The 17,328-nt window shown below is 69.3% G+C and carries 14 protein-coding genes; 5 read left to right on the top strand and 9 right to left on the bottom strand.

The window, feature by feature from the left end:
* Nucleotides 1–6 precede the first annotated feature (6 nt).
* Entirely contained in the window at nt 7–1,689 is a 1,683-nt protein-coding gene (locus tag AB0F44_RS19230) for an alkaline phosphatase D family protein (RefSeq protein WP_357358070.1), read from the top strand.
* Here the strand turns inward: AB0F44_RS19230 and AB0F44_RS19225 are convergent.
* From AB0F44_RS19225 to AB0F44_RS19215, 3 genes are read right to left on the bottom strand one after another with little or no spacing between them, the layout of a single operon-like run.
* Nucleotides 1,686–2,330, bottom strand: coding sequence for a thymidine kinase (locus AB0F44_RS19225; RefSeq protein ID WP_357358068.1), 645 nt, complete (start codon nt 2,328–2,330; stop codon nt 1,686–1,688). The genes AB0F44_RS19230 and AB0F44_RS19225 overlap by 4 nt on opposite strands.
* A gap of 18 nt (nt 2,331–2,348) precedes the next feature.
* Nucleotides 2,349–3,473: a nucleotide pyrophosphatase/phosphodiesterase family protein gene (locus AB0F44_RS19220; protein WP_357358066.1), complete on the bottom strand. Its 1,125-nt coding sequence runs from the start codon at nt 3,471–3,473 to the stop codon at nt 2,349–2,351.
* Nucleotides 3,474–3,480: 7 nt separating this feature from the next.
* Nucleotides 3,481–4,065: a DUF5998 family protein gene (locus AB0F44_RS19215; RefSeq protein ID WP_141804060.1), complete on the bottom strand. Its 585-nt coding sequence runs from the start codon at nt 4,063–4,065 to the stop codon at nt 3,481–3,483.
* Between the two features lie 135 nt (nt 4,066–4,200).
* Between AB0F44_RS19215 and AB0F44_RS19210 the strand changes: the two genes are divergently transcribed.
* The 3 genes from AB0F44_RS19210 to AB0F44_RS19200 are packed head-to-tail and all read left to right on the top strand — an operon-like array spanning nt 4,201 to nt 8,675.
* Nucleotides 4,201–4,572: a trypco2 family protein gene (locus AB0F44_RS19210; protein WP_357358064.1), complete on the top strand. Its 372-nt coding sequence runs from the start codon at nt 4,201–4,203 to the stop codon at nt 4,570–4,572.
* 7 nt (nt 4,573–4,579) lie between these two features.
* Complete coding sequence (locus tag AB0F44_RS19205; RefSeq protein ID WP_357358062.1) at nt 4,580–8,194, top strand: trypsin-like serine protease; 3,615 nt, start codon at nt 4,580–4,582, stop codon at nt 8,192–8,194.
* Entirely contained in the window at nt 8,166–8,675 is a 510-nt protein-coding gene (locus AB0F44_RS19200; RefSeq protein WP_357358061.1) for a DUF4913 domain-containing protein, read from the top strand. The genes AB0F44_RS19205 and AB0F44_RS19200 overlap by 29 nt, the downstream gene beginning before the upstream one ends.
* Before the next feature lie 25 nt (nt 8,676–8,700).
* Here the strand turns inward: AB0F44_RS19200 and AB0F44_RS19195 are convergent, their stop codons facing one another.
* Genes AB0F44_RS19195 through AB0F44_RS19180 form a run of 4 tightly spaced genes read right to left on the bottom strand, consistent with a single transcriptional unit; the run spans nt 8,701 to nt 12,381 of the window.
* Nucleotides 8,701–11,403 carry a GNAT family N-acetyltransferase gene (locus tag AB0F44_RS19195; RefSeq protein WP_357358059.1) on the bottom strand — a complete coding sequence of 901 codons (2,703 nt, stop codon included), beginning with the start codon at nt 11,401–11,403 and terminating at the stop codon, nt 8,701–8,703.
* Between the two features lie 33 nt (nt 11,404–11,436).
* Complete coding sequence (locus AB0F44_RS19190) at nt 11,437–11,838, bottom strand: PIN domain-containing protein (protein ID WP_160024209.1); 402 nt, start codon at nt 11,836–11,838, stop codon at nt 11,437–11,439.
* On the bottom strand, nt 11,835–12,107 hold the full coding sequence (locus AB0F44_RS19185) for a hypothetical protein (RefSeq protein ID WP_357358057.1): 273 nt from the start codon (nt 12,105–12,107) through the stop codon (nt 11,835–11,837). Before AB0F44_RS19185 ends, AB0F44_RS19190 begins: the two co-directional genes overlap by 4 nt.
* 46 nt (nt 12,108–12,153) lie before the next feature.
* Entirely contained in the window at nt 12,154–12,381 is a 228-nt protein-coding gene (locus tag AB0F44_RS19180; protein ID WP_160024211.1) for a type II toxin-antitoxin system VapB family antitoxin, read from the bottom strand.
* A gap of 177 nt (nt 12,382–12,558) precedes the next feature.
* Between AB0F44_RS19180 and AB0F44_RS19175 the strand changes: the two genes are divergently transcribed.
* A complete protein-coding gene (locus AB0F44_RS19175; RefSeq protein ID WP_357358055.1) occupies nt 12,559–15,039 on the top strand; it encodes a DNA topoisomerase IV subunit A in 2,481 nt (826 codons plus the stop codon).
* A 126-nt stretch (nt 15,040–15,165) separates the two neighbouring features.
* Here AB0F44_RS19175 and AB0F44_RS19170 read toward each other — a convergent pair whose 3' ends face one another.
* Both AB0F44_RS19170 and AB0F44_RS19165 read right to left on the bottom strand, forming a co-directional pair.
* A complete protein-coding gene (locus AB0F44_RS19170; protein WP_357358054.1) occupies nt 15,166–16,152 on the bottom strand; it encodes a cyclase family protein in 987 nt (328 codons plus the stop codon).
* A complete protein-coding gene (locus AB0F44_RS19165; protein ID WP_357358052.1) occupies nt 16,149–17,321 on the bottom strand; it encodes a prolyl oligopeptidase family serine peptidase in 1,173 nt (390 codons plus the stop codon). The genes AB0F44_RS19170 and AB0F44_RS19165 overlap by 4 nt, the downstream gene beginning before the upstream one ends.
* Nucleotides 17,322–17,328 lie beyond the last annotated feature (7 nt).

Below are 17,328 nucleotides of genomic sequence, written 5' to 3'. Positions count from 1 at the left end.
CCCCCGATGCTCCTGCCCGACTCGCTGAGCCGACGCTCCCTCCTCTCCAGCACCGCCACGACCGGCTTCGCCGCATCCGCAGCCATGCTGCTCGGCACCGGCTCGATCCCCGCCGACGCGGTCTCCGTCAAGGGCGCCACGTCGCTCTCCGGCTACCCGTTCACCATGGGCGTCGCCTCCGGTGACCCGCTCCCCAACTCCGTCGTCCTCTGGACCCGCCTCGCCCCCGAACCTCTGGCCGCCGATGGTCTCGGCGGCATGCCGCAGGAGCCGGTCAAGGTCCGCTGGCAGGTCGCGGAGGACCCGCTCTTCCGCAAGGTCGTGAAGTCCGGCACCGTCACCGCGACCCCGAACTTCGGCCACTCCGTCCACCCCGAGGTCTGGGGCCTGCGTCCCGGCCGCGACTACTGGTACCGCTTCCTGGCCGCCGGCGAGGTCAGCCAGACCGGCCACACCCGGACCGCCCCTGCGTACGGCTCCTCGCTCTCGCAGATGAGCTTCGCCTTCGCCTCCTGCGCGCTCTACAGCCACGGCTTCTACACCGCCTACCGGCACCTGGCGGACGAGGACGTCGACATCGTCTTCCACCTGGGCGACTACCTGTACGAGTCCGGCGTCACCCCCGAGAACAACTGGCGCAACACCCCGGTCTCCCCCGCCGTGGGCGGGGAGACGCTCGACCTGGCGCGCTACCGCCTCCAGTACGGCCTCTACAAGTCTGACCCGGACCTGATGGCCGCGCACCAGTCCCACGCGTTCGTGGTCGCACCGGACGACCACGAGGTCGAGAACAACTGGGCCGACGAGACTCCCGAGGAGCGGAGCCAGTCCCAGGGAGACCTGTGGATGCCGCGGCGTACGGCTGCCTTCCAGGCCTACTACGAGCACCTGCCGTTCCGGGCCAGCTCGCTGCCGGACGGTCCGGACATGCAGATCTACCGGAGCCTGCGCTACGGCGACCTGGTCGACTTCAACGTGCTCGACACCCGACAGTACCGCGACGACCAGGCGTACGCCGACGGCTCCGACCCGGCTAGCCCGGAGCTGACGCCCGACATCTACGACCCGTCGCGCTCGATGATGGGCTTCGAGCAGGAGGCGTGGCTCCAGCGCAGCTGGCGTCAGTCGACCGCCCGCTGGCAGGTGCTCGCCAACCAGGCGCCGATGGCCGAGACCGACCTCGACGAGACCGAGGCGAAGACCCTCTACATGGACCCCTGGGACGGCTACATCGCCAACCGCAACCGGCTCCTCGAGGGCGCTCGGACCAGCGGGATCGAGAACCTCGTCGTGATCACCGGCGACCGGCACCACAACTACGCCAGCAACCTGCTGGCCGACTACGACGACCCCGAGTCGGCCGTCGTCGGTAGCGAGTTCGTCGGCACCTCCATCGCCAGCGGCGGCGACGGCGCCGACATGACCACCGGCGGCGAGACCCTGCTGCGGGCCAACGACCACCTGAAGTTCTTCAACAGCCAGCGCGGCTACGTACGCGTCAAGGTCACGCCCGACGAGCTCTCCAGCGACTTCCGGGTGGTGCCGTACGTCCAGCGCCCCGGCGCCCCAGTCTCCACCCGCGCGACGTACGTCGTCGAGAACGGCCGCCCCGGCGTCCAGCTCGACACCAAGAGCACCCCCGTCGGAACGAGGTACGCCGACGTGCCGATGCCGACGCTCAACCGCTAGCCGAACGGCAGCGGCTCGGGCACCAGGGAGACCGACTGGGCCCGGGCCGCGGTCAGGCGGCGGCGGTGGTGCTGGCGGCAGAGGACCTCGTAGGAGACCGCGCTGGGGGCCTCGTCGGTGTCGCCGACGACGACCTGGTCGCCCTCGGTGACCATGACGCCGTCCTCGACACGGGCGTTGTGGGTGGCCCGCTTGCCGCACCAGCACAGCGCCTCGACCTGCAGCACCTCCGTACGATCGGCGAGCTCGACCAGACGAGCGGCGCCCGGGAAGAGCCGGGTGCGGAAGTCGGTGAGGATGCCGAAGCAGAAGACGTCGATCTGCAGTTCGTCGGTGATCTTGGCGAGCGCCTCGATCTGCTGGGGCGTGTAGAACTGCGCCTCGTCACAGATGAGGTAGTCGATCCGGGCGCCGTGGGTCAGCGAGTCGACGGCGTGGCGCCAGAAGTCGAAGTCGTCGGTGACCTCGATCGCGTCGTGGGTCAGGCCCAGCCGCGAGGTGACCACCGCCTCGCCGGAGCGGTCGTGGGCGGTGAAGATCAGTCCCACCCTGCCGCGAGCCGCGTGATTGTGGTTGGTCTGCAGCGCGAGGGTCGACTTCCCTGCGTCCATCGTCCCGGTCCAGAAGGTCAGCTCAGCCACTCGGAGAACACTAGTGGTTCAGGATACGAGGAGGGGGATCAGCATCTCGTCAGGCGTCAGTGATCCGTGCAACCCCACCAAGGTCGTCTCGTACTGGAACAGGCTCGTCGAGACCACCGCGTGCTCGCCGTGGGAGGCGACGATGACGTCGCCGAGCCGCGGCAGCACCGACGGGGTGACCGGTCCGAACCAGCCGCGCCGGATCGCGGTCTCCCGGGTCATCACGTCGGCCTTGTCGCCCAGCGTCTCCGACCAGGTCGCGACGACGTCCTCGACCGCGCCGCGCGAGCAGTAGAGATGCCGGAAGCGGGCCTCGCCGCCGACCAGCGCGACCCCGTGGCGGAGCTCGGGGAAGTCGTCGATGTCGGTGCGGGAGCTGGACGGCGAGTCGACCATGCCGTGGTCGGCGAGCACCAGGAGACGTACGGACGGGTCCAGGGCGTCACGCAGCTGCTCGGCCTCGGCGTCGATCATCGAGAGCTGCTGCAGCCATGGGGAGGAGGCGACGCCGTACTTGTGGCCGGTCCAGTCCAGGTCACCGTCGTAGAGGTAGGTCAGCGACCCCGGCACCCGGGAGAGCGCGACCGCCGAGGCGATCCGCTCGCCGACCCGGTCGGCGCCGACGAACTCGGCACCCCGGTGGGCGGCGATGGTCAGCCCAGAGCCGCCGAAGACGCGCTTGTTGATCACGGTGACCGGCACGCCGGCCTCGCTCAGCCGCTGGAAGACGGTCTGGTTGGGCTGCCACTCGACGGGGTCGACGTCCTTGCGCCACTGCAGCGCGTTGAGCAGGTGCTCGGTGCCGGGGATCCGGGAGGTGTAGCCGACCAGCCCGTGCCCGCCGGGCGTAAGCCCGGTGCCGAACGAGGTGAGGCTGGTCGCCGTCGTCGACGGCACCCCGGCCGTGCCGGCCTCCTGGTCCTCGCTCAGCGAGGCCAGGAACGGCGCAGCGTGCGCATAGCGGCGCAGCAGGTTGGTGCCCATCCCGTCGACCAGGAAGACGACGTACGCAGCGGCGGAGGGCAGCTCGAGACCGGATCGCGCCTCGGAGGTTCCCAACGGGATACCCATCGCGGCGGCGACCGCCGGCAGGACATCACCCAGTGAGCGCTCCCCGTAGGCAGGCGCGACGAACCCGGTCACAATCCCCTCACCGGTTGTGGGTGCGAGCCGAGAGCGATTCTGCGAAGGAGAGCAGGCGGTCGACCGAGTCGTGACCGTCGGCGGCGGCCGAGACGCGCAGCGAGAAGTCGTCGGGGGTGAGCACGCCGGTGTAGCCGTGGTCAGCGTCGCAGTTGGGGTCGGAGCAGCCCGCGGGCTCGAGGTCGACGCGGTTGACGCCGCCCCAGCCGATGGTCATGACCACCTCGGCCGGCTTGCTCGATCCCTTGGTCGGGTTGGTGATCATCCGGGTCACGACCACGGAGTTGACCGAGTCGATGCGTACGGCCTCGGTCGAGGTCGACGTGTAGGGCTCGGGCAGCAGGTCGTCGCCTGCGTGCTCGTCGGTGTGGGCCAGGATCAGCCGCGTCGGGGTCAGCACCAGCACGGAGAGGTGACGGCGCACCTCGTCACGGTCGAACGTCGGCTCGTGGTGCAGGAAGAAGGAGGACACCTTCTCCCCCGCCACTGCGGAGGCGACGCAGTCGGCCACCACCTCGGGGTAGTAGCCGGTGCGGTCGATCTCGGCGCGCAGGTCGTCGGCGCGGTCGAGATCATCGGTGCGGGTGCTCATGGGTGCCAGTCTGTCACGCTCGCGTGTAGCACGGGCTACTGGCGGCGCCGGAGTACGCCTGGAGCATTGCCGTCGACTTTCCCGTTCTGATGGTGTAAATCCTTGCAACGCACCAGACACCGGCGGAGGGAAGCCATGGACGGGATCGGGCTCAGTCAGGCGATCGAGACGTTGAGACAGGAGCTCTCCGAAGCCCAGGCGAGCGGCCGCGACGGTGAGGTGCGGTTCGGGCTGGAGACGGTCGACCTGGAGCTCAGCGTGGCCGTCACCAAGGATGCGAACGGCAAGGTCGGCTGGAAGATCCTCGAGGCCGGAGGATCGGTGGGCACGGAGCGTACCCAGACGATCAGGCTGTCGTTGAAACCGCTCTCGGGTGCTGCCGCGTCGAAGGAGACGACCGCAGGTGGGATCGTGATCTCCGGAGAGACGTCCCCGTCCCGCGACGTCCACACATCCGGGACCGAGCGCACCATTCCTATCGTCGACACGGCCGAAGAAGACGAATAGCCGTCAGATGACGACCCATCCGACCGGTCCTGCGAACGATCGAGTCGTTGCCGTCGTCGTCCACGTCTCCGAGACCCGGGAGAAGTGGGGCACCGGCTATCTCGTCTCTCCGAACGAGGTCGTGACGGCGTGGCACTGCACGGTCGATGACCCGGCCCACCCCGATGAGACGCCCGACCGTCGCGTCACGGTCCGGCGGAAGAGCCCGGACGGCTCGTGGGAACAGAGCTCGGTCTCGCACATCATCGGGAGCAGAAAGCGGAACGGGGCCGGCTGGGGTCTGGACATCGCGCTTCTCACGCTCGCCGATCCTCCCTGGCATGACGCCGGCTGGAAGCTGCCGACGTTCGCAAGATGCGACCGGAGCGGCGCGGGCTCGTTGCGAGACTGCGAGGCGGTCGGCTATCCCCGCTATGCGCTCGACCCGACGCAGGAGCTGTCCACCGCATCGCTCTCCGGCACGATCAGGCTCGCGGAGGGCGCGAACGATGCGCAGGAGCACCTGATCCTGCGTGACGCCGAGATCGGTGCCGTCAGGGCCCCGGGACCGGCCGACAGTTCTCCGTGGGGCGGGCTGTCGGGCTCTTTGGTGTTCTACGACGGAGACGTGCTCGGCCACGTCGTCGAGCACCATCCCCACCGGGGAAACAACCCGGTCAAGGTCATTCCCATCTCCAGGCTCGCCCGTTCCACCGGGCAACGCGCGCGGGAGATCGCCCAACGCCTGGGCATCTCCTCGGAAGAACACCTCAAGCTCGTCCGCCCGACGAGACAGGGCGAACGGCCCAGGCTCCTCGCGCCGAGGTCCCTGCATCTGGTCGAGGACGGGCTGCCACGCGAGGAGCTCGGCATCAAGGAGTCGACCAGGCTCCCGGAGGAGCTGCCCGACACCGCTGACCCGGACCTGTCTCCCACCTTCCCGCTGTACGTCGAACGCGACCAGGACCAGCGGGTCCGCCACGCCATCCAGACCTCCGCGGACTCGGGTGGCGGCATCGTGCTCCTCCGCGGCGAGCCGGGCTCGGGCAAGTCCCGATGCCTCTACGAAGCCGTCCGCAAGGTGCTACCCACGTGGAGGCTGTTCGCTCCCGTCGGCGACGACCCTTCGGCGGAGTTCCGGGAGTGGGCTCGAGGGACCGACCGGGGTAGGACGGTGGTCTGGCTGGACGAGATCGCAGGCTTCCTCGGCTCGCACAAGGTGCCGTATCAAGTGTTCCGGGACCTGCTCGACGACCGCGAGAACCCGGTGGTCATCCTCGGCACGATCTGGCCCAACACCTACGCGGATCTCACCTCCGCGTCGTCTTCTCCGGACGGCCGGGACTACGGCAGCCGCGACGCGCGGCTGCTGCTCAAGTGGGCACCCCCTGGCCGCCCGCCCCTCGAGCTCATCGACATCAACCCAGAGTTCTCCGAGGAGGAGCACCAACGGGCAATCTCCCTGTCCGCTCGCGACCCCCGCCTTGAAACCGCCGTCAACGAGGTGGAGCACTCCCTCGCGCAGAGCCTGGCCGCGGCTCCGGCGATCCGGGAGCGGCGGGACCGGCCCACCACCCACCCGGGCCAGGCCGTGCTGCGTGCCTGTGCGGACATTCAGCGCTACCTGCACCCCGAGATCCTGCCCGTTCCCGGACCCGTCCTGCGGGCGGTCGCGCTCACCTATATGACACGTTCCGAGCGCGCGACCAGCACGTCGCGCCCCGACTGGTTCAACGACGCGGTCGCGTGGGCGTGCGCACCCGTCAGGGGTAGCGGCAGCGCGCCGATGCAGGCGCTCGCGCCCGCAGACCCGTTCGCCGGGGAGGGCGAGATCGAGGGCTACGTCGTCTCGCACTTCCTGCTTCGCGAAGGTCCCGACGACCCGCCGGCGGAGCTCTCCGAAGACGCCTGGCGAGCGCTCGCCGCCCGCGCGGACGACGCGCCTCCCGCGATGCTCGGTCAGCTCGCCCGTACGGCGTACCGGCAGAAGGACTTCCCGAACGCCGAACGCATCGCGCTCAGCGCGCAGGGCAGAGACGCCGCGGCGCTCCTGACACTCGGCAACCTGAAGCTCGACGATGGCGATCGCGACACCGCCGAACGGTTCTATCTCCAGGCGCACGCCCTCGACGAGACGTACTCGCCGGCGATGAACGCACTGGGTTTCCTCGCCCATAAGGACGGTCGCGTCGGGGAGGAACGTCGTTGGTACGAGCGGGCTCATCTCGCCGATGCTTCCGCCGTCTGGCCGATGAACAACCTGGGCGTCTGCGCCCGCAGCGACGGTCACCAGCAGGAGGCAGACGATTGGCACCGCAGAGCGTTCGAAGCCGATCCCACCGTGCCTCGGACGATGACCAACCTGGGCGAGATCGCCGCACGTCGCGGGTCGCCGGCCGAGGAGCGCGACTGGTACCAGAAGGCCCATGCCAGCGACCCCTCTATCTACTGGGTGATGAGCACGCTCGGGGACATCGAGGAACAGGCCGGCGACGCGACAGCCGCCCGCACGTGGCGCGAGAAGGCGCTTACCGGTGCGCAGAGCGCCGTCAGCTCCCTCCAGCGCCTCAGGGAGGAGCACCCCACCAGGTACGCGTACTCGCTCACGGAGAACCTTCGCAACCTCGGTAACGCCCACGCTGCCCTCGGGCAGCACGACGAAGCGCTGATCGCGGCCAAGCAGGAGGTCGCGATCCACCGCGACCTGGTCAGCAGGTCTGAACGGATGCTCCCCGATCTGGCAGACGCCCTCAGCACCCTCGCCGTCCGGCTCGGCACGGTGAACAAGGACCGGGAGTCTCTCCTCGTCAGCACCGAGGCAGCCTATGTCTACAAAGATCTCGCAGACCGCAACCCACAGGCATTCCGCGGCGATTATGCCGCTGCTCTTCACGACGCGGCGAACGCCTACGCGCGCCTAGACCGCGAGATCGCAGCGCGGATCATGCGCCGACAGGCACTCCCGAGCTACCGATACGCCGCCGAACAGGACCGCGACTGGCAGCGCTGGCTCGCAGGTTGCCTCGAGGCGCTGGCGGCCAGCTACTCCCGCTTTTCGTCCACTGCGGAACTGGCCGTTCCGCTCCTCTGGGAAGCGCGCCAGATCCGTCGCCGCGTGGCTGAGATCGACGTGAGGGAGACGGCCGCGCTCGTCGACGCGTGCGCCTCGCTCGGCCGAACTCTGCTGAAGACGGGGCGCTATCGTGCCGCGGCGGCCGTGTCCGGGCAAGAGATCCATCTGCGCTCGAGGCTCGACGGTGCGCAAGTCAGTGAATGGTCGACGTGCGACGCACACGTGAGACTCGCCGTGTCCCTCGCCCTGGCCGAGATGCCGGACATGGCACGTCGCGCTGCCCGCCGAGCCGAGCGGCTGTATCTCCGGATGCTGGCTGATCAGACCGCGTACGACTGCATCGTCATCCTGCGAAAACTGGCTCGGATGCTGGTCGTGACCGACCGCCACGGCAGCCGCCCGCCGCGGCGCGCCCTGACCTACTCGACGAAGGCGCTCGAGCTCCATCGGCGGCTCGCACGGGAGAGCCCCGCGACCTACGTCAGCAGCCTGAGCCGAACGGCACAGACTCACGCAGACGTCCTGGCACGGTTCGGAGCTCATGACCCAGCCACGACGAACAGCACCTAGAGGAGTTGATGACATGCCCGAAGGTCCATCCGAAGACCGCCTGGACAAGTTGCTCGACGAGATCATCGAGGACGAGATACAGAAGGAGAAGTCGCCCGACCTGTTCTACGGAAATGTCGAGGAGTTCGTCAAAGACAGGTTCGTCTATCTGTTCGCGCGGTCCCCGGAGTCGGGGCTCGCATGGTGTTCGGAGTGGTACCGCCATGCGGAGGCCCTCTCGCGCCTGGACGCGATCTGGCGTGCATGGGAGCACCTGAGGCTCGACCCTGCGACCGGCATGTCGAACTGGTGGTTGCACCATGTCGACCCGCACATGCGCGTGCTGATGGATCCTGTCGCCGGGCCGTTCACCCAGTGCACGAACGGGGTGCACAATGAGAACCCGCCTCCGCTGCCCGTTCAGGAGCCCCCGGCCGGTCTGTTCTTCGATCAGCGAGCCGAGCCGCTCTCCGGGACGCCGCTGGGACTGCAGGACGACTGACATCCAAGAGTGCCCGGCTCTGGTCTCAGCCCGGCAGGGTGTCGCCGACTGCCGGGTTGAGGCGGCGTACGAACCAATCCGAGCGCGGATCGGCGACCAGGTCGACCCGGGCGCCGGCGGTGAGGACTGCCGATCCCTCGAGCCCGACCAGGACCAGGGAGAGGTCGAGGGAGGAGATCTGGGGCAGGTCGTTCTGCAGCTGGGCGACCCTGAGGACGAGCCGCTCGATCTCGTCGACGTCGACCATGTCGCCGCCGCGGTAGCCGAAGAGCATCGGCGCGGCCTTGATCTCGCGCACCATCGAGGCGGCGTCGCGCTCGGACAGCGGCGGGATCCGGTAGGCCTTGTCGGCCACCAGCTCGGTGATCGGGCCGGCGATGCCGAAGGAGACCACGGGACCGAACAGCGGGTCCTCCATCGAGCGGATCGCGACCGGGACGCCAGGCGGCGCGGTGCGCTGCACGGTGAACCCGCCGGTCTCGGGCGGGATCCGGCTGGTGATCAGCTCCCAGGCCTCGGTCATCTCGTCGACGTCGTCGATGTTGCGTACGACATGGGCCTGGTCGGGCCGCTCCCGGACGCTCTCGACGGTCGCCTTGAGCACGACACCCCAGCCGAGGTCCTCCCCGGCGGAGATCGCCTCCTCGAGGGTGCTGACGCTGTGGGTGTTCCACAGCTTGATCCCGTACGCGGCCAGGACCATGCCCAGGTCCTCGCGGCTCAGGTCGCCCCCGGCCGGGCGCGCGGCGAGCACGTCGGTGACGATCTTGCGTGCCGTGCGCGGGTCGCACTCGTCGGTGCTGAGCCACGGGGTCTCGCCGTCGGCGGAGCGCAGCCAGACGGCGTACTCCACGACCTTGGCCAGGGCGCGTACGGCCGACTCCACCGAGGAGTAGGACGGCACCGAGCCGCGACCGGCGGTCGAGCCGGCGACGTCGGGGACGCGGAGCAGCTCGGGGACACCCTCGGCACCCAGGAAGCTGGTGACCAGCGGCTTGTCGGACTGCTCCCCCACCGCGGCGAGCACGTTGGCGATCTCCTCGCCGGAGACGTTGAGCGGCGGGATGTAGACCGAGATCACCGCGTCGACCTCGGGGTCGTCGATGGCCGCGTCGAGCGCGTCCTCGAAGTCCTCGGCGCTCGGCTCGGTGGGGAGCGGTACCTGCTTGTTGACCTGCAGTCCCGCCGAGACGGCGGCGTCGGCGGCCAGCAGGCCCAGGGCGTCGGAGTTGCCGACGATGGCCACCCGCCGGCCGCGCGGAAGCGGCTGGTGAGCGAGGAGCTGGGCGACGTCGAACATCTCGTCGAGGGTGTCGACCTGGATGATCCCAGCCTGGCGGAACATCGCGTCGACGGCCGCCGGCGGGGCGCTGATCTTGCGGACCGCGTGACCCATCGGCACACCCTGGGTGGTGCGGCCCGAGCGGACCGCGACGATCGGCTTGCGCAGGGAGACGCGGCGGGCGATGCGGGAGAACTTTCGCGGGTTACCGATCGACTCGAGGTACATCATCACGACCTCGGTCGAGACGTCCTCCTCCCAGTACTGCAGGAGGTCGTTGCCGGAGACGTCGGCGCGGTTTCCGGCGCTGACGAAGGTCGACAGGCCCAGGCCCCGGTTGTTGACCTTCTCCAGGATCGCGGAGCCGAGCGCACCGGACTGGCAGAAGAAGCCCGCGCGGCCGCGCGGCGGCATCGTCGGGGCGAGGCTGGCGTTGATCTTGACCTGCGGGTCGGTGTTGATGACGCCGAGCGCGTTGGGCCCGATCAGCCGCAGCCCGTAGGAGCGGGACAGGTTCACCAGCCGCCGCTGCCGCTGGCGGCCCTCCTCGCCGGTCTCGGCGAAGCCGCTGGAGATGACCACGAGCCCGTGCACGCCCTTGGCGGCACAGTCGAGCACGACGTCCTGGACGGCGTCGGCGGGCACCGCGACGATCGCCACGTCGACGTCGTCGGGGATGTCCTGGACGCTCTTGTAGGCCGGCATGCCGCTGACCGCGGTGGAGCTGGGGTTGACCATGTAGACCCGGCCGGTGAAGTCACCGATCACCAGGTTGCGGACCAGCGCCTGGCCGACGGTCTCCTGCCTCCGGCTGGCGCCGATGACCGCGACCGAGCGCGGGTTGAAGAAGCGGTGGATCGAGGCGGACTCGGCCTCGTGCTCGCGCAGGGCGAGGCGGCCCACCGCGGTGTCGGTGACGTCGATCCCGAACTGCAGCGAGATGACCCCGTCCTCGTAGACGCTGGCGACCTTGTAGCCGGCGTCGCGGAAGGTCTGGATCATTCGCGCGTTGTCGGGGAGCACGTCGGCGGTGAACTTGGTGACCCCGCGCTCACGCCCTGCCTGGGCGAGGTGCTCGAGCAGGATCTGCGCGATCCCCCGGCCCTGGTAGTCGTCCTCGACGAGGAAGGCGACCTCGGCCTCCCCGGGCTTGACCACGTCGTAGCGCCCGACCGCGATCATCCGGCCCCGCAGGGTCAGGATGAACGCCACCCGGTCCTTGTGGTCGACCTCGGTGAAGCGCGCGACATCGCGCGCGGACAGGTGCGGCATCGGCGAGAAGAAGCGGTAGTACTTCGACTCGTCGCTGACCCGGTGGTCGTAGAAGTCGACCAGCAGGTCCTTGTCCGCCGACCTGATCGGCCGGATGTGTGCCGTCCGCCCGTCGCGCAGCAGCACGTCCGCCTCCCAGTGGGAGGGGTACGGCGGGGTCTGCTGCGCGGTCACGAGAGAAATCTAGCGGTACGCACCAGTCGCCGCTCAGTCCACGACACCGAGACGTGGGGTCGGCGCGAGGACCGTGACCAGATGGGCGAATGGCTTGAAGTCATCGGCGTTCAGCGTCATGACGCCGGCGCCGTGGCGGTGTGCCTGCGCGGCGATCAGGGCGTCCTTGCCTCTGACCTTGGCGCCCGTGGCCTTGGCTCCGGCCGCGACGAGGCCATAGGACCGCGTCGATTCCTTGTCCATGGGCAACCAGTCGAAGCGTGCGTCGAGCTGGTTGAGACGCTGGGTGCGTTTCGCGATCTGCTCGGGGCTCGTGGCGGCCTGAACGCCGAACTCCAGCTCAGCGCGGGAAAGAATGCTGGCTGCGTACGCCTCACCAGCGTCGAAGAGGTAGCGGTCGTAGTCGATGAGGACGTTGGTGTCGAGGATGATCACCGGCGGTCCCAGGGATCGGTGACCTCGTCGTCGAATGTATCGGCGACATCAGCACGCCAAGCATCAGCCTCCGCCGGCGTCAGGCCCGGCCCGTCAGCGTTCAGCACGTCGCCGAAGACCCAGCGGGCCGGACCCGCGTGCGTCGGGACCAGGCGCACGCCAGTCGCGTGGCCGTGCGCAGTGATCTCGAACTCCTCCCCGGTCTCCAGGACGCGCTGGATCACGGAGTTGGGGTTCTGCTTGAGATCCCGGGTTCCGATCGTGTTCATGCACCCATCATAGGCCGGGGTGTAGACGTACGTCTACACCCGCGTGTCAGTGACGTACGACGTTGGCGCGGTCGCGCTCGTTGAGCACCCGCCAGCCGTCATAGTCCCAGTTCCGCGCCAGCTTCTGGGCGTGCTTGGGGGCGTCGCCCTCATGGTTGCGGATGACAAGTTCGCGTACGGCGAACTCCACCGCCTCCTGGGGCGTGGTCGCGCCGGAGATCCGCTGGATCTCCTCGAGCAGCTCGGTGTCGAGCTCGATCTGGGTGACAGCCATCTTCAAGCACCTCCATGTGCGTTGAACCGGTGACTCCGGACGGATTGATCTCTACAGCCAATGTACGCGGATGTGCGGCGTACGGAAGACCAACCTGGTTCGGATCCCATCCAGGAAATCGGCACAGTCGGCGAGCCCGATGTCGCACTCGCACAGGGATTCGAGACAATGCCCCTTATGGCACGCGGCAAGACCAAGCAGGACGTACCCGACGACTTCGAGGAGCACATCCTCGACACCGACATCGGGGACGAGATGCGGTCCTCATTCCTGGAGTACTCCTACTCCGTCATCTACTCCCGGGCACTGCCCGACGCCCGCGACGGTCTCAAGCCCGTGCAGCGCCGGATCCTCTACACGATGAACGACATGGGCGTACGTCCAGACCGCGGCCACGTGAAGTGTGCCCGCATCGTCGGTGAGGTGATGGGCAAGCTGCACCCGCACGGCGACGGCGCGATCTACGACGCCCTGGTCCGGATGGCGCAGCCGTGGGCGATGCGACTGCCGATGATCGACGGGCACGGCAACTTCGGCTCCCCCGGCGGCGACGACCCGGCTGCCGCGATGCGTTACACCGAGGCCCGGATGGGCCCGGCCGCGCAGGCGATGACCGATGACATCAAGGAAGACACGGTCGACTTCCGGCCCAACTACGACTCGCGGGAGATGGAGCCGAGCGTGCTCCCCGCGGCGATCCCGAACCTGCTGGTCAACGGCGCCACCGGCATCGCGGTCGGCATGGCCACCAACATGGCCCCGCACAACCTGATCGAGGTCATCGCCGCCGCGCGCCACCTGATCAAGCACCCCGGCGCCGAGCTCGACACGCTGATGAAGTTCATCCCCGGCCCCGACCTCCCCACCGGCGGAACCATCGTCGGCCTGGACGGGATCCGGGATGCGTACGAGACCGGTCGCGGTTCCTTCAAGATCCGCGCCACCACGCGGATCGAGCCGTTCGGGCGCCGCAAGGGCATCGTGATCACCGAGCTGCCGTTCAACATCGGCACCGAGAAGATCATCGAGCGCGTCAAGGTCCTGGTGCAGTCCAAGAAGATCCAGGGCATCGCCGACCTCAAGGACCTCACCGACCGCGAGCACGGCACCCGGCTGGTGATCGAGGTCAAGAACGGGTTCGTGCCCGAGGCCGTCCTCGAGCAGCTCTACAAGATGACGCCGCTGGAGGACTCCTTCGGGATCAACAACGTCGCGCTCGTCGACGGGCAGCCGCGCACGCTCGGCCTCAAGGAGCTGCTCGAGGTCTTCCTGGGACACCGCTACGACGTCGTACGCCGCCGTTCGCAGTTCCGTCGTGACCGGGCCGCCGACCGGCTGCACCTGGTCGACGGGCTGCTGATCGCGATCCTCGACATCGACGAGGTCATCCAGCTGATCCGCGCCTCCGACAACGCCGGCGAGGCCAAGGAGCGGCTGATGTCGGTCTTCGACCTGAGCCAGCCGCAGGCGGAGTACATCCTCGACATGGCGCTGCGCCGGCTGACGAAGTTCTCCAAGATCGAGCTGGAGAAGGAGCGCGACGAGCTGCGCTCGACGATCGAATACCTGGACTCGATCCTCGGCGACGACGAGATGCTGCGCAAGGTCGTCTCCGACGAGCTCGGCGAGGTCTCCAAGACGTTCGGCACCCCGCGGCGCACCGTCCTGCTCGCCTCCGCCGGCACCCCGGCGCTCGAGGCGATGAGCCTCGAGGTCGCCGACGACCCGTGCTTCGCCCTGCTCTCCTCGACCGGTCTCCTGGCCCGCTCCTCGGACGCCGAGCCCTTCTCGACGGGCTCGGGGCGCGCCAACCACGACGTGATCGTCTCGGTGGTCCCGGCGACCGTGCGCGGCCAGATCGGCGTGCTCACCTCCCGCGGCCGTCTCGTACGTCTCGGGGTGCTCGACCTACCGGCGATGCCGCCGACCCACGGCGACCCGAACCTCTCCGGCGGCCTGCCGCTGTCGGCGCTGCTCTCGCTGGAGTCCGACGAGCGGGCCCTCGCGCTGACCACGCTGGCCACCGACGGTCCCGGCATCGCGCTCGGCACCCGCCTGGGCGTGGTGAAGCGGGTCAACCCCGAGGTGCTGCTCAACAAGGACGAGTGGGAGGTCATCAAGCTCGCCGACGGCGACGAGGTGGTCGGCGCCGCGCAGCTGCGCACCGGCACCGAGTCGCTGGTCTTCGTCACCTCCGACGCCCAGCTCCTCCACTTCCCGGCTGACGTCGTCCGTCCCCAGGGCCGCAGCGCGGGCGGGATGGCCGGCGTCCGGATGGCCCACGGGTCCAAGGTCGTCTTCTTCGGCATCGTCTCCTCCGACGCGCCCGAGGGTGCCGCGGTCGTCACCGTGGCCGGCTCGTCGAGCGCTCTGCCCGGGACCGAGACCGGATCGGTGAAGACCACGCCGTTCAGCGAGTACCCGGCCAAGGGCCGAGCCACCGGCGGCGTACGCGCCCACCGCTACCTCAAGGGCGAAGACTCGATCGTCTTCGCCTGGGTCGGCGCCGCTCCCGCGATGGCCGCTGCCGCCTCCGGGGCGCCCATCGACCTGCCCGAGATTGACCCGCGCCGCGACGGCTCCGGGATCCCGCTCGAGCAGCCCATCGACGCCGTCTCCGGGCCGGTGGCTCACACGTTCCCGGTCGCTGCCGGGTAGGTGTCTGCTCACCGAGGCGATGTCCTGAGCTTGTCGAAGGGTAACTCGGTCGACGCTCGCTCCCCTCGCGGAGTTCCACGAGGGGAGCGACTGCTCACCGAGGTACCTCGGTGAGCATCGGACCCCTCAGCGCAGCGCGATCGGGTTCACCGGGGCGCCGACGGCGCCGGTGACGCGGAGCGGTGCGGCAGCGAGCAGGAAGTCGTAGCGGCCGTCCTCCGCGCATGCGGAGGCGAGGCCGTCCAGGTCCCACATCTCACCCAGGAAGAGGCCGAGGTGTGGGATCGCGACCTGGTGCAGGGGCTGGAAGGCGTCGTCGAACTCGTTCGGCCGCACCTCGAAGCCCCAGGTGTCGGTGGCGATGGCGGCGATCTCGGTGCGGTGCAGCCAGTCGGCGGTGGTGAAGGAGAGGCCGGGGGCCGCTCCCCCGGCATAGCCGCCCCAGCCCTCGCCGGCGGCGACACCCCGGCGGGCGCGGGAGAGCTGCCCGGTGCGTACGACGACGATGTCGCCGCGGCCCACGGCCGCGCTGACACCCTGGGCGGCGATCGTGCGCTCCAGGTGCTCCTCGGTGATGGCGAAGCCGTCGGGAAGCTCGCCGTCGGTCCCGACGGCACGGCCGACGTCGAGCAGCACCCCGCGACCGCAGACCACGTCGGCGACCGTCTCGATCCCGGTGACGCCGTCGCCCAGCGAGGTCACCACGGATTCGGCCGGGCGGCCGTTCCAGGCCCGCCCGTGGTCGAAGATGTGGCCGAGCCCGTCCCATTGGGTCGAGCACTGCAGCGGCATCGCGATGACGTCGTCCGCGCCACCGATCCCGTGCGGGAACCCCTGGATGCCGGTGACCGCGTCGGTGCCGGTGTCGAGCATGGTGTGCACCGGGTTCGTACGCCGCCGCCAGCCGTTCTGCGGCCCGTCCATGTCGAAGGGCAGCGAGAGCGAATAGGACCGCCCGGTCTGCACGAGTCCCGCAGCCGAGACGCGCTTGGCGTCGGTGAGGAAGTTCATCGTCCCGCGGACGTCGTCCTCGCCCCAGCGCCCCCAGTTGGAGACGCGGGCGACCGTCTTCGCGATCTCGCCTTCGGGATCGCTCCGATCAAGGGAGGTCACGACGCGTCCAGCTCGGCGAACGTGTCGGCGACCCAGTCGGCGATGAAGCCGATGACGTGCGGGAAGTGGTCCAGGCCGATGTGCTCGGTGGCGCCCTCCTCCGGCGTGAAGATCCGCAGCTCGCGCTTGGGGCTGTTGACCGCCTGGTCGTAGGAGCGATGCGCGTAGGAGAGCGGGATCTGGCGGTCGTTCTCGCCGTGGGCGATGAGGAACGGCACGGTGATCTCCTCGACCACGCCGTCGAGGTTCACGTCCTCGGCGAAGTCGATGAACGTGTCGATGTCGGGCTGCCCCCACACCCACAGCACGTGGTCCCAGTAGTGCGGCACCGGGTTCTCGCCCTCACGGTCGAGGCGTCGCTTCTGCACCGCGCCCCAGTCGTGGTTGGCGCCCCAGGCCACGCACAGCGCCAGCCGCTTCTCGTACGCCGCGGCGCGAGGCGCGTAGTAGCCACCCAGCGACCAGCCCACGAGTCCGATCCGGTCGGCACGGACGTCCGAGCGCGTCTCGAGCCAGTCGACGCAGGCCGCGGCCCAGGCCTCGGTGTCGACGCGAGCGGTGAGGCCGTCCAGACGCAGCGCCTCGCCGGCGCCGCCGCAGTCGACCATCAGCGTCGAGATGCCCCGGGCGGCGAGCTCGGTGTGGACACCGGCGCCAACCATCATCTCCTTGGTCGAGTCGAGCCCGTTCCACACGATCATCACGGGCGCCGGGGCGCCGTCGACGTTCGCCGGGTGGAAGTAGGCGGGCAGGGTGGTCTGGCGGCCGTTCTCCACGTACGGAATGGCGACCTTGACCGTCGGCTGGTCAAGGAGCTCGAAGGAGCGGACCAGCAGGTCGACGCTGCGCTGGTACTCGGCGTTGCGGCCCAGGTCCTTCGCGCTCTGCATCCGCTCGGCCTGGGAGACGTAGACGGAGGCGCGGAAGACCTTTTGCCCGGCCGTACGCCGGTGGCCGGCCTTCTCGGCCTCGCCCGCCTGCTCCTCGAGCTGGTCGGCGACACCGCGCCAGGCAGCCATGAACTCGGCGGTGCCCACGTCGGAGCCCTGCGCGGCGAGCTCCTTCAGGGGCCGGCAGGCGCGGTCGACCTCGTCGATCAGGCCGCCGGAGTTGAGCGTGGCGACCACACCCAGGTTCCACACGTAGTTGCCGGGAAAGTACTCGTACATCTCTTGT

Source organism: Nocardioides sp. NPDC023903, assembly GCF_040639295.1.
Lineage (GTDB): Bacteria > Actinomycetota > Actinomycetes > Propionibacteriales > Nocardioidaceae > Nocardioides.
The sequence above is the reverse complement of the archived record's forward strand: the minus strand, read 5'-3'. Positions and strand labels throughout refer to the sequence as shown.

Coding starts and splice junctions, on each gene's coding strand:
- AB0F44_RS19230 (WP_357358070.1), top strand. CDS start 7: ATGCTCCTGCCCGACTCGCTGAGCCGACGCTCCCTCCTCTCCAGCACC.
- AB0F44_RS19215 (WP_141804060.1), bottom strand. CDS start 4,065: ATGAGCACCCGCACCGATGATCTCGACCGCGCCGACGACCTGCGCGCC.
- AB0F44_RS19210 (WP_357358064.1), top strand. CDS start 4,201: ATGGACGGGATCGGGCTCAGTCAGGCGATCGAGACGTTGAGACAGGAG.
- AB0F44_RS19205 (WP_357358062.1), top strand. CDS start 4,580: ATGACGACCCATCCGACCGGTCCTGCGAACGATCGAGTCGTTGCCGTC.
- AB0F44_RS19200 (WP_357358061.1), top strand. CDS start 8,166: ATGACCCAGCCACGACGAACAGCACCTAGAGGAGTTGATGACATGCCC.
- AB0F44_RS19185 (WP_357358057.1), bottom strand. CDS start 12,107: ATGAACACGATCGGAACCCGGGATCTCAAGCAGAACCCCAACTCCGTG.
- AB0F44_RS19180 (WP_160024211.1), bottom strand. CDS start 12,381: ATGGCTGTCACCCAGATCGAGCTCGACACCGAGCTGCTCGAGGAGATC.
- AB0F44_RS19175 (WP_357358055.1), top strand. CDS start 12,559: ATGGCACGCGGCAAGACCAAGCAGGACGTACCCGACGACTTCGAGGAG.
- AB0F44_RS19165 (WP_357358052.1), bottom strand. CDS start 17,321: ATGTACGAGTACTTTCCCGGCAACTACGTGTGGAACCTGGGTGTGGTC.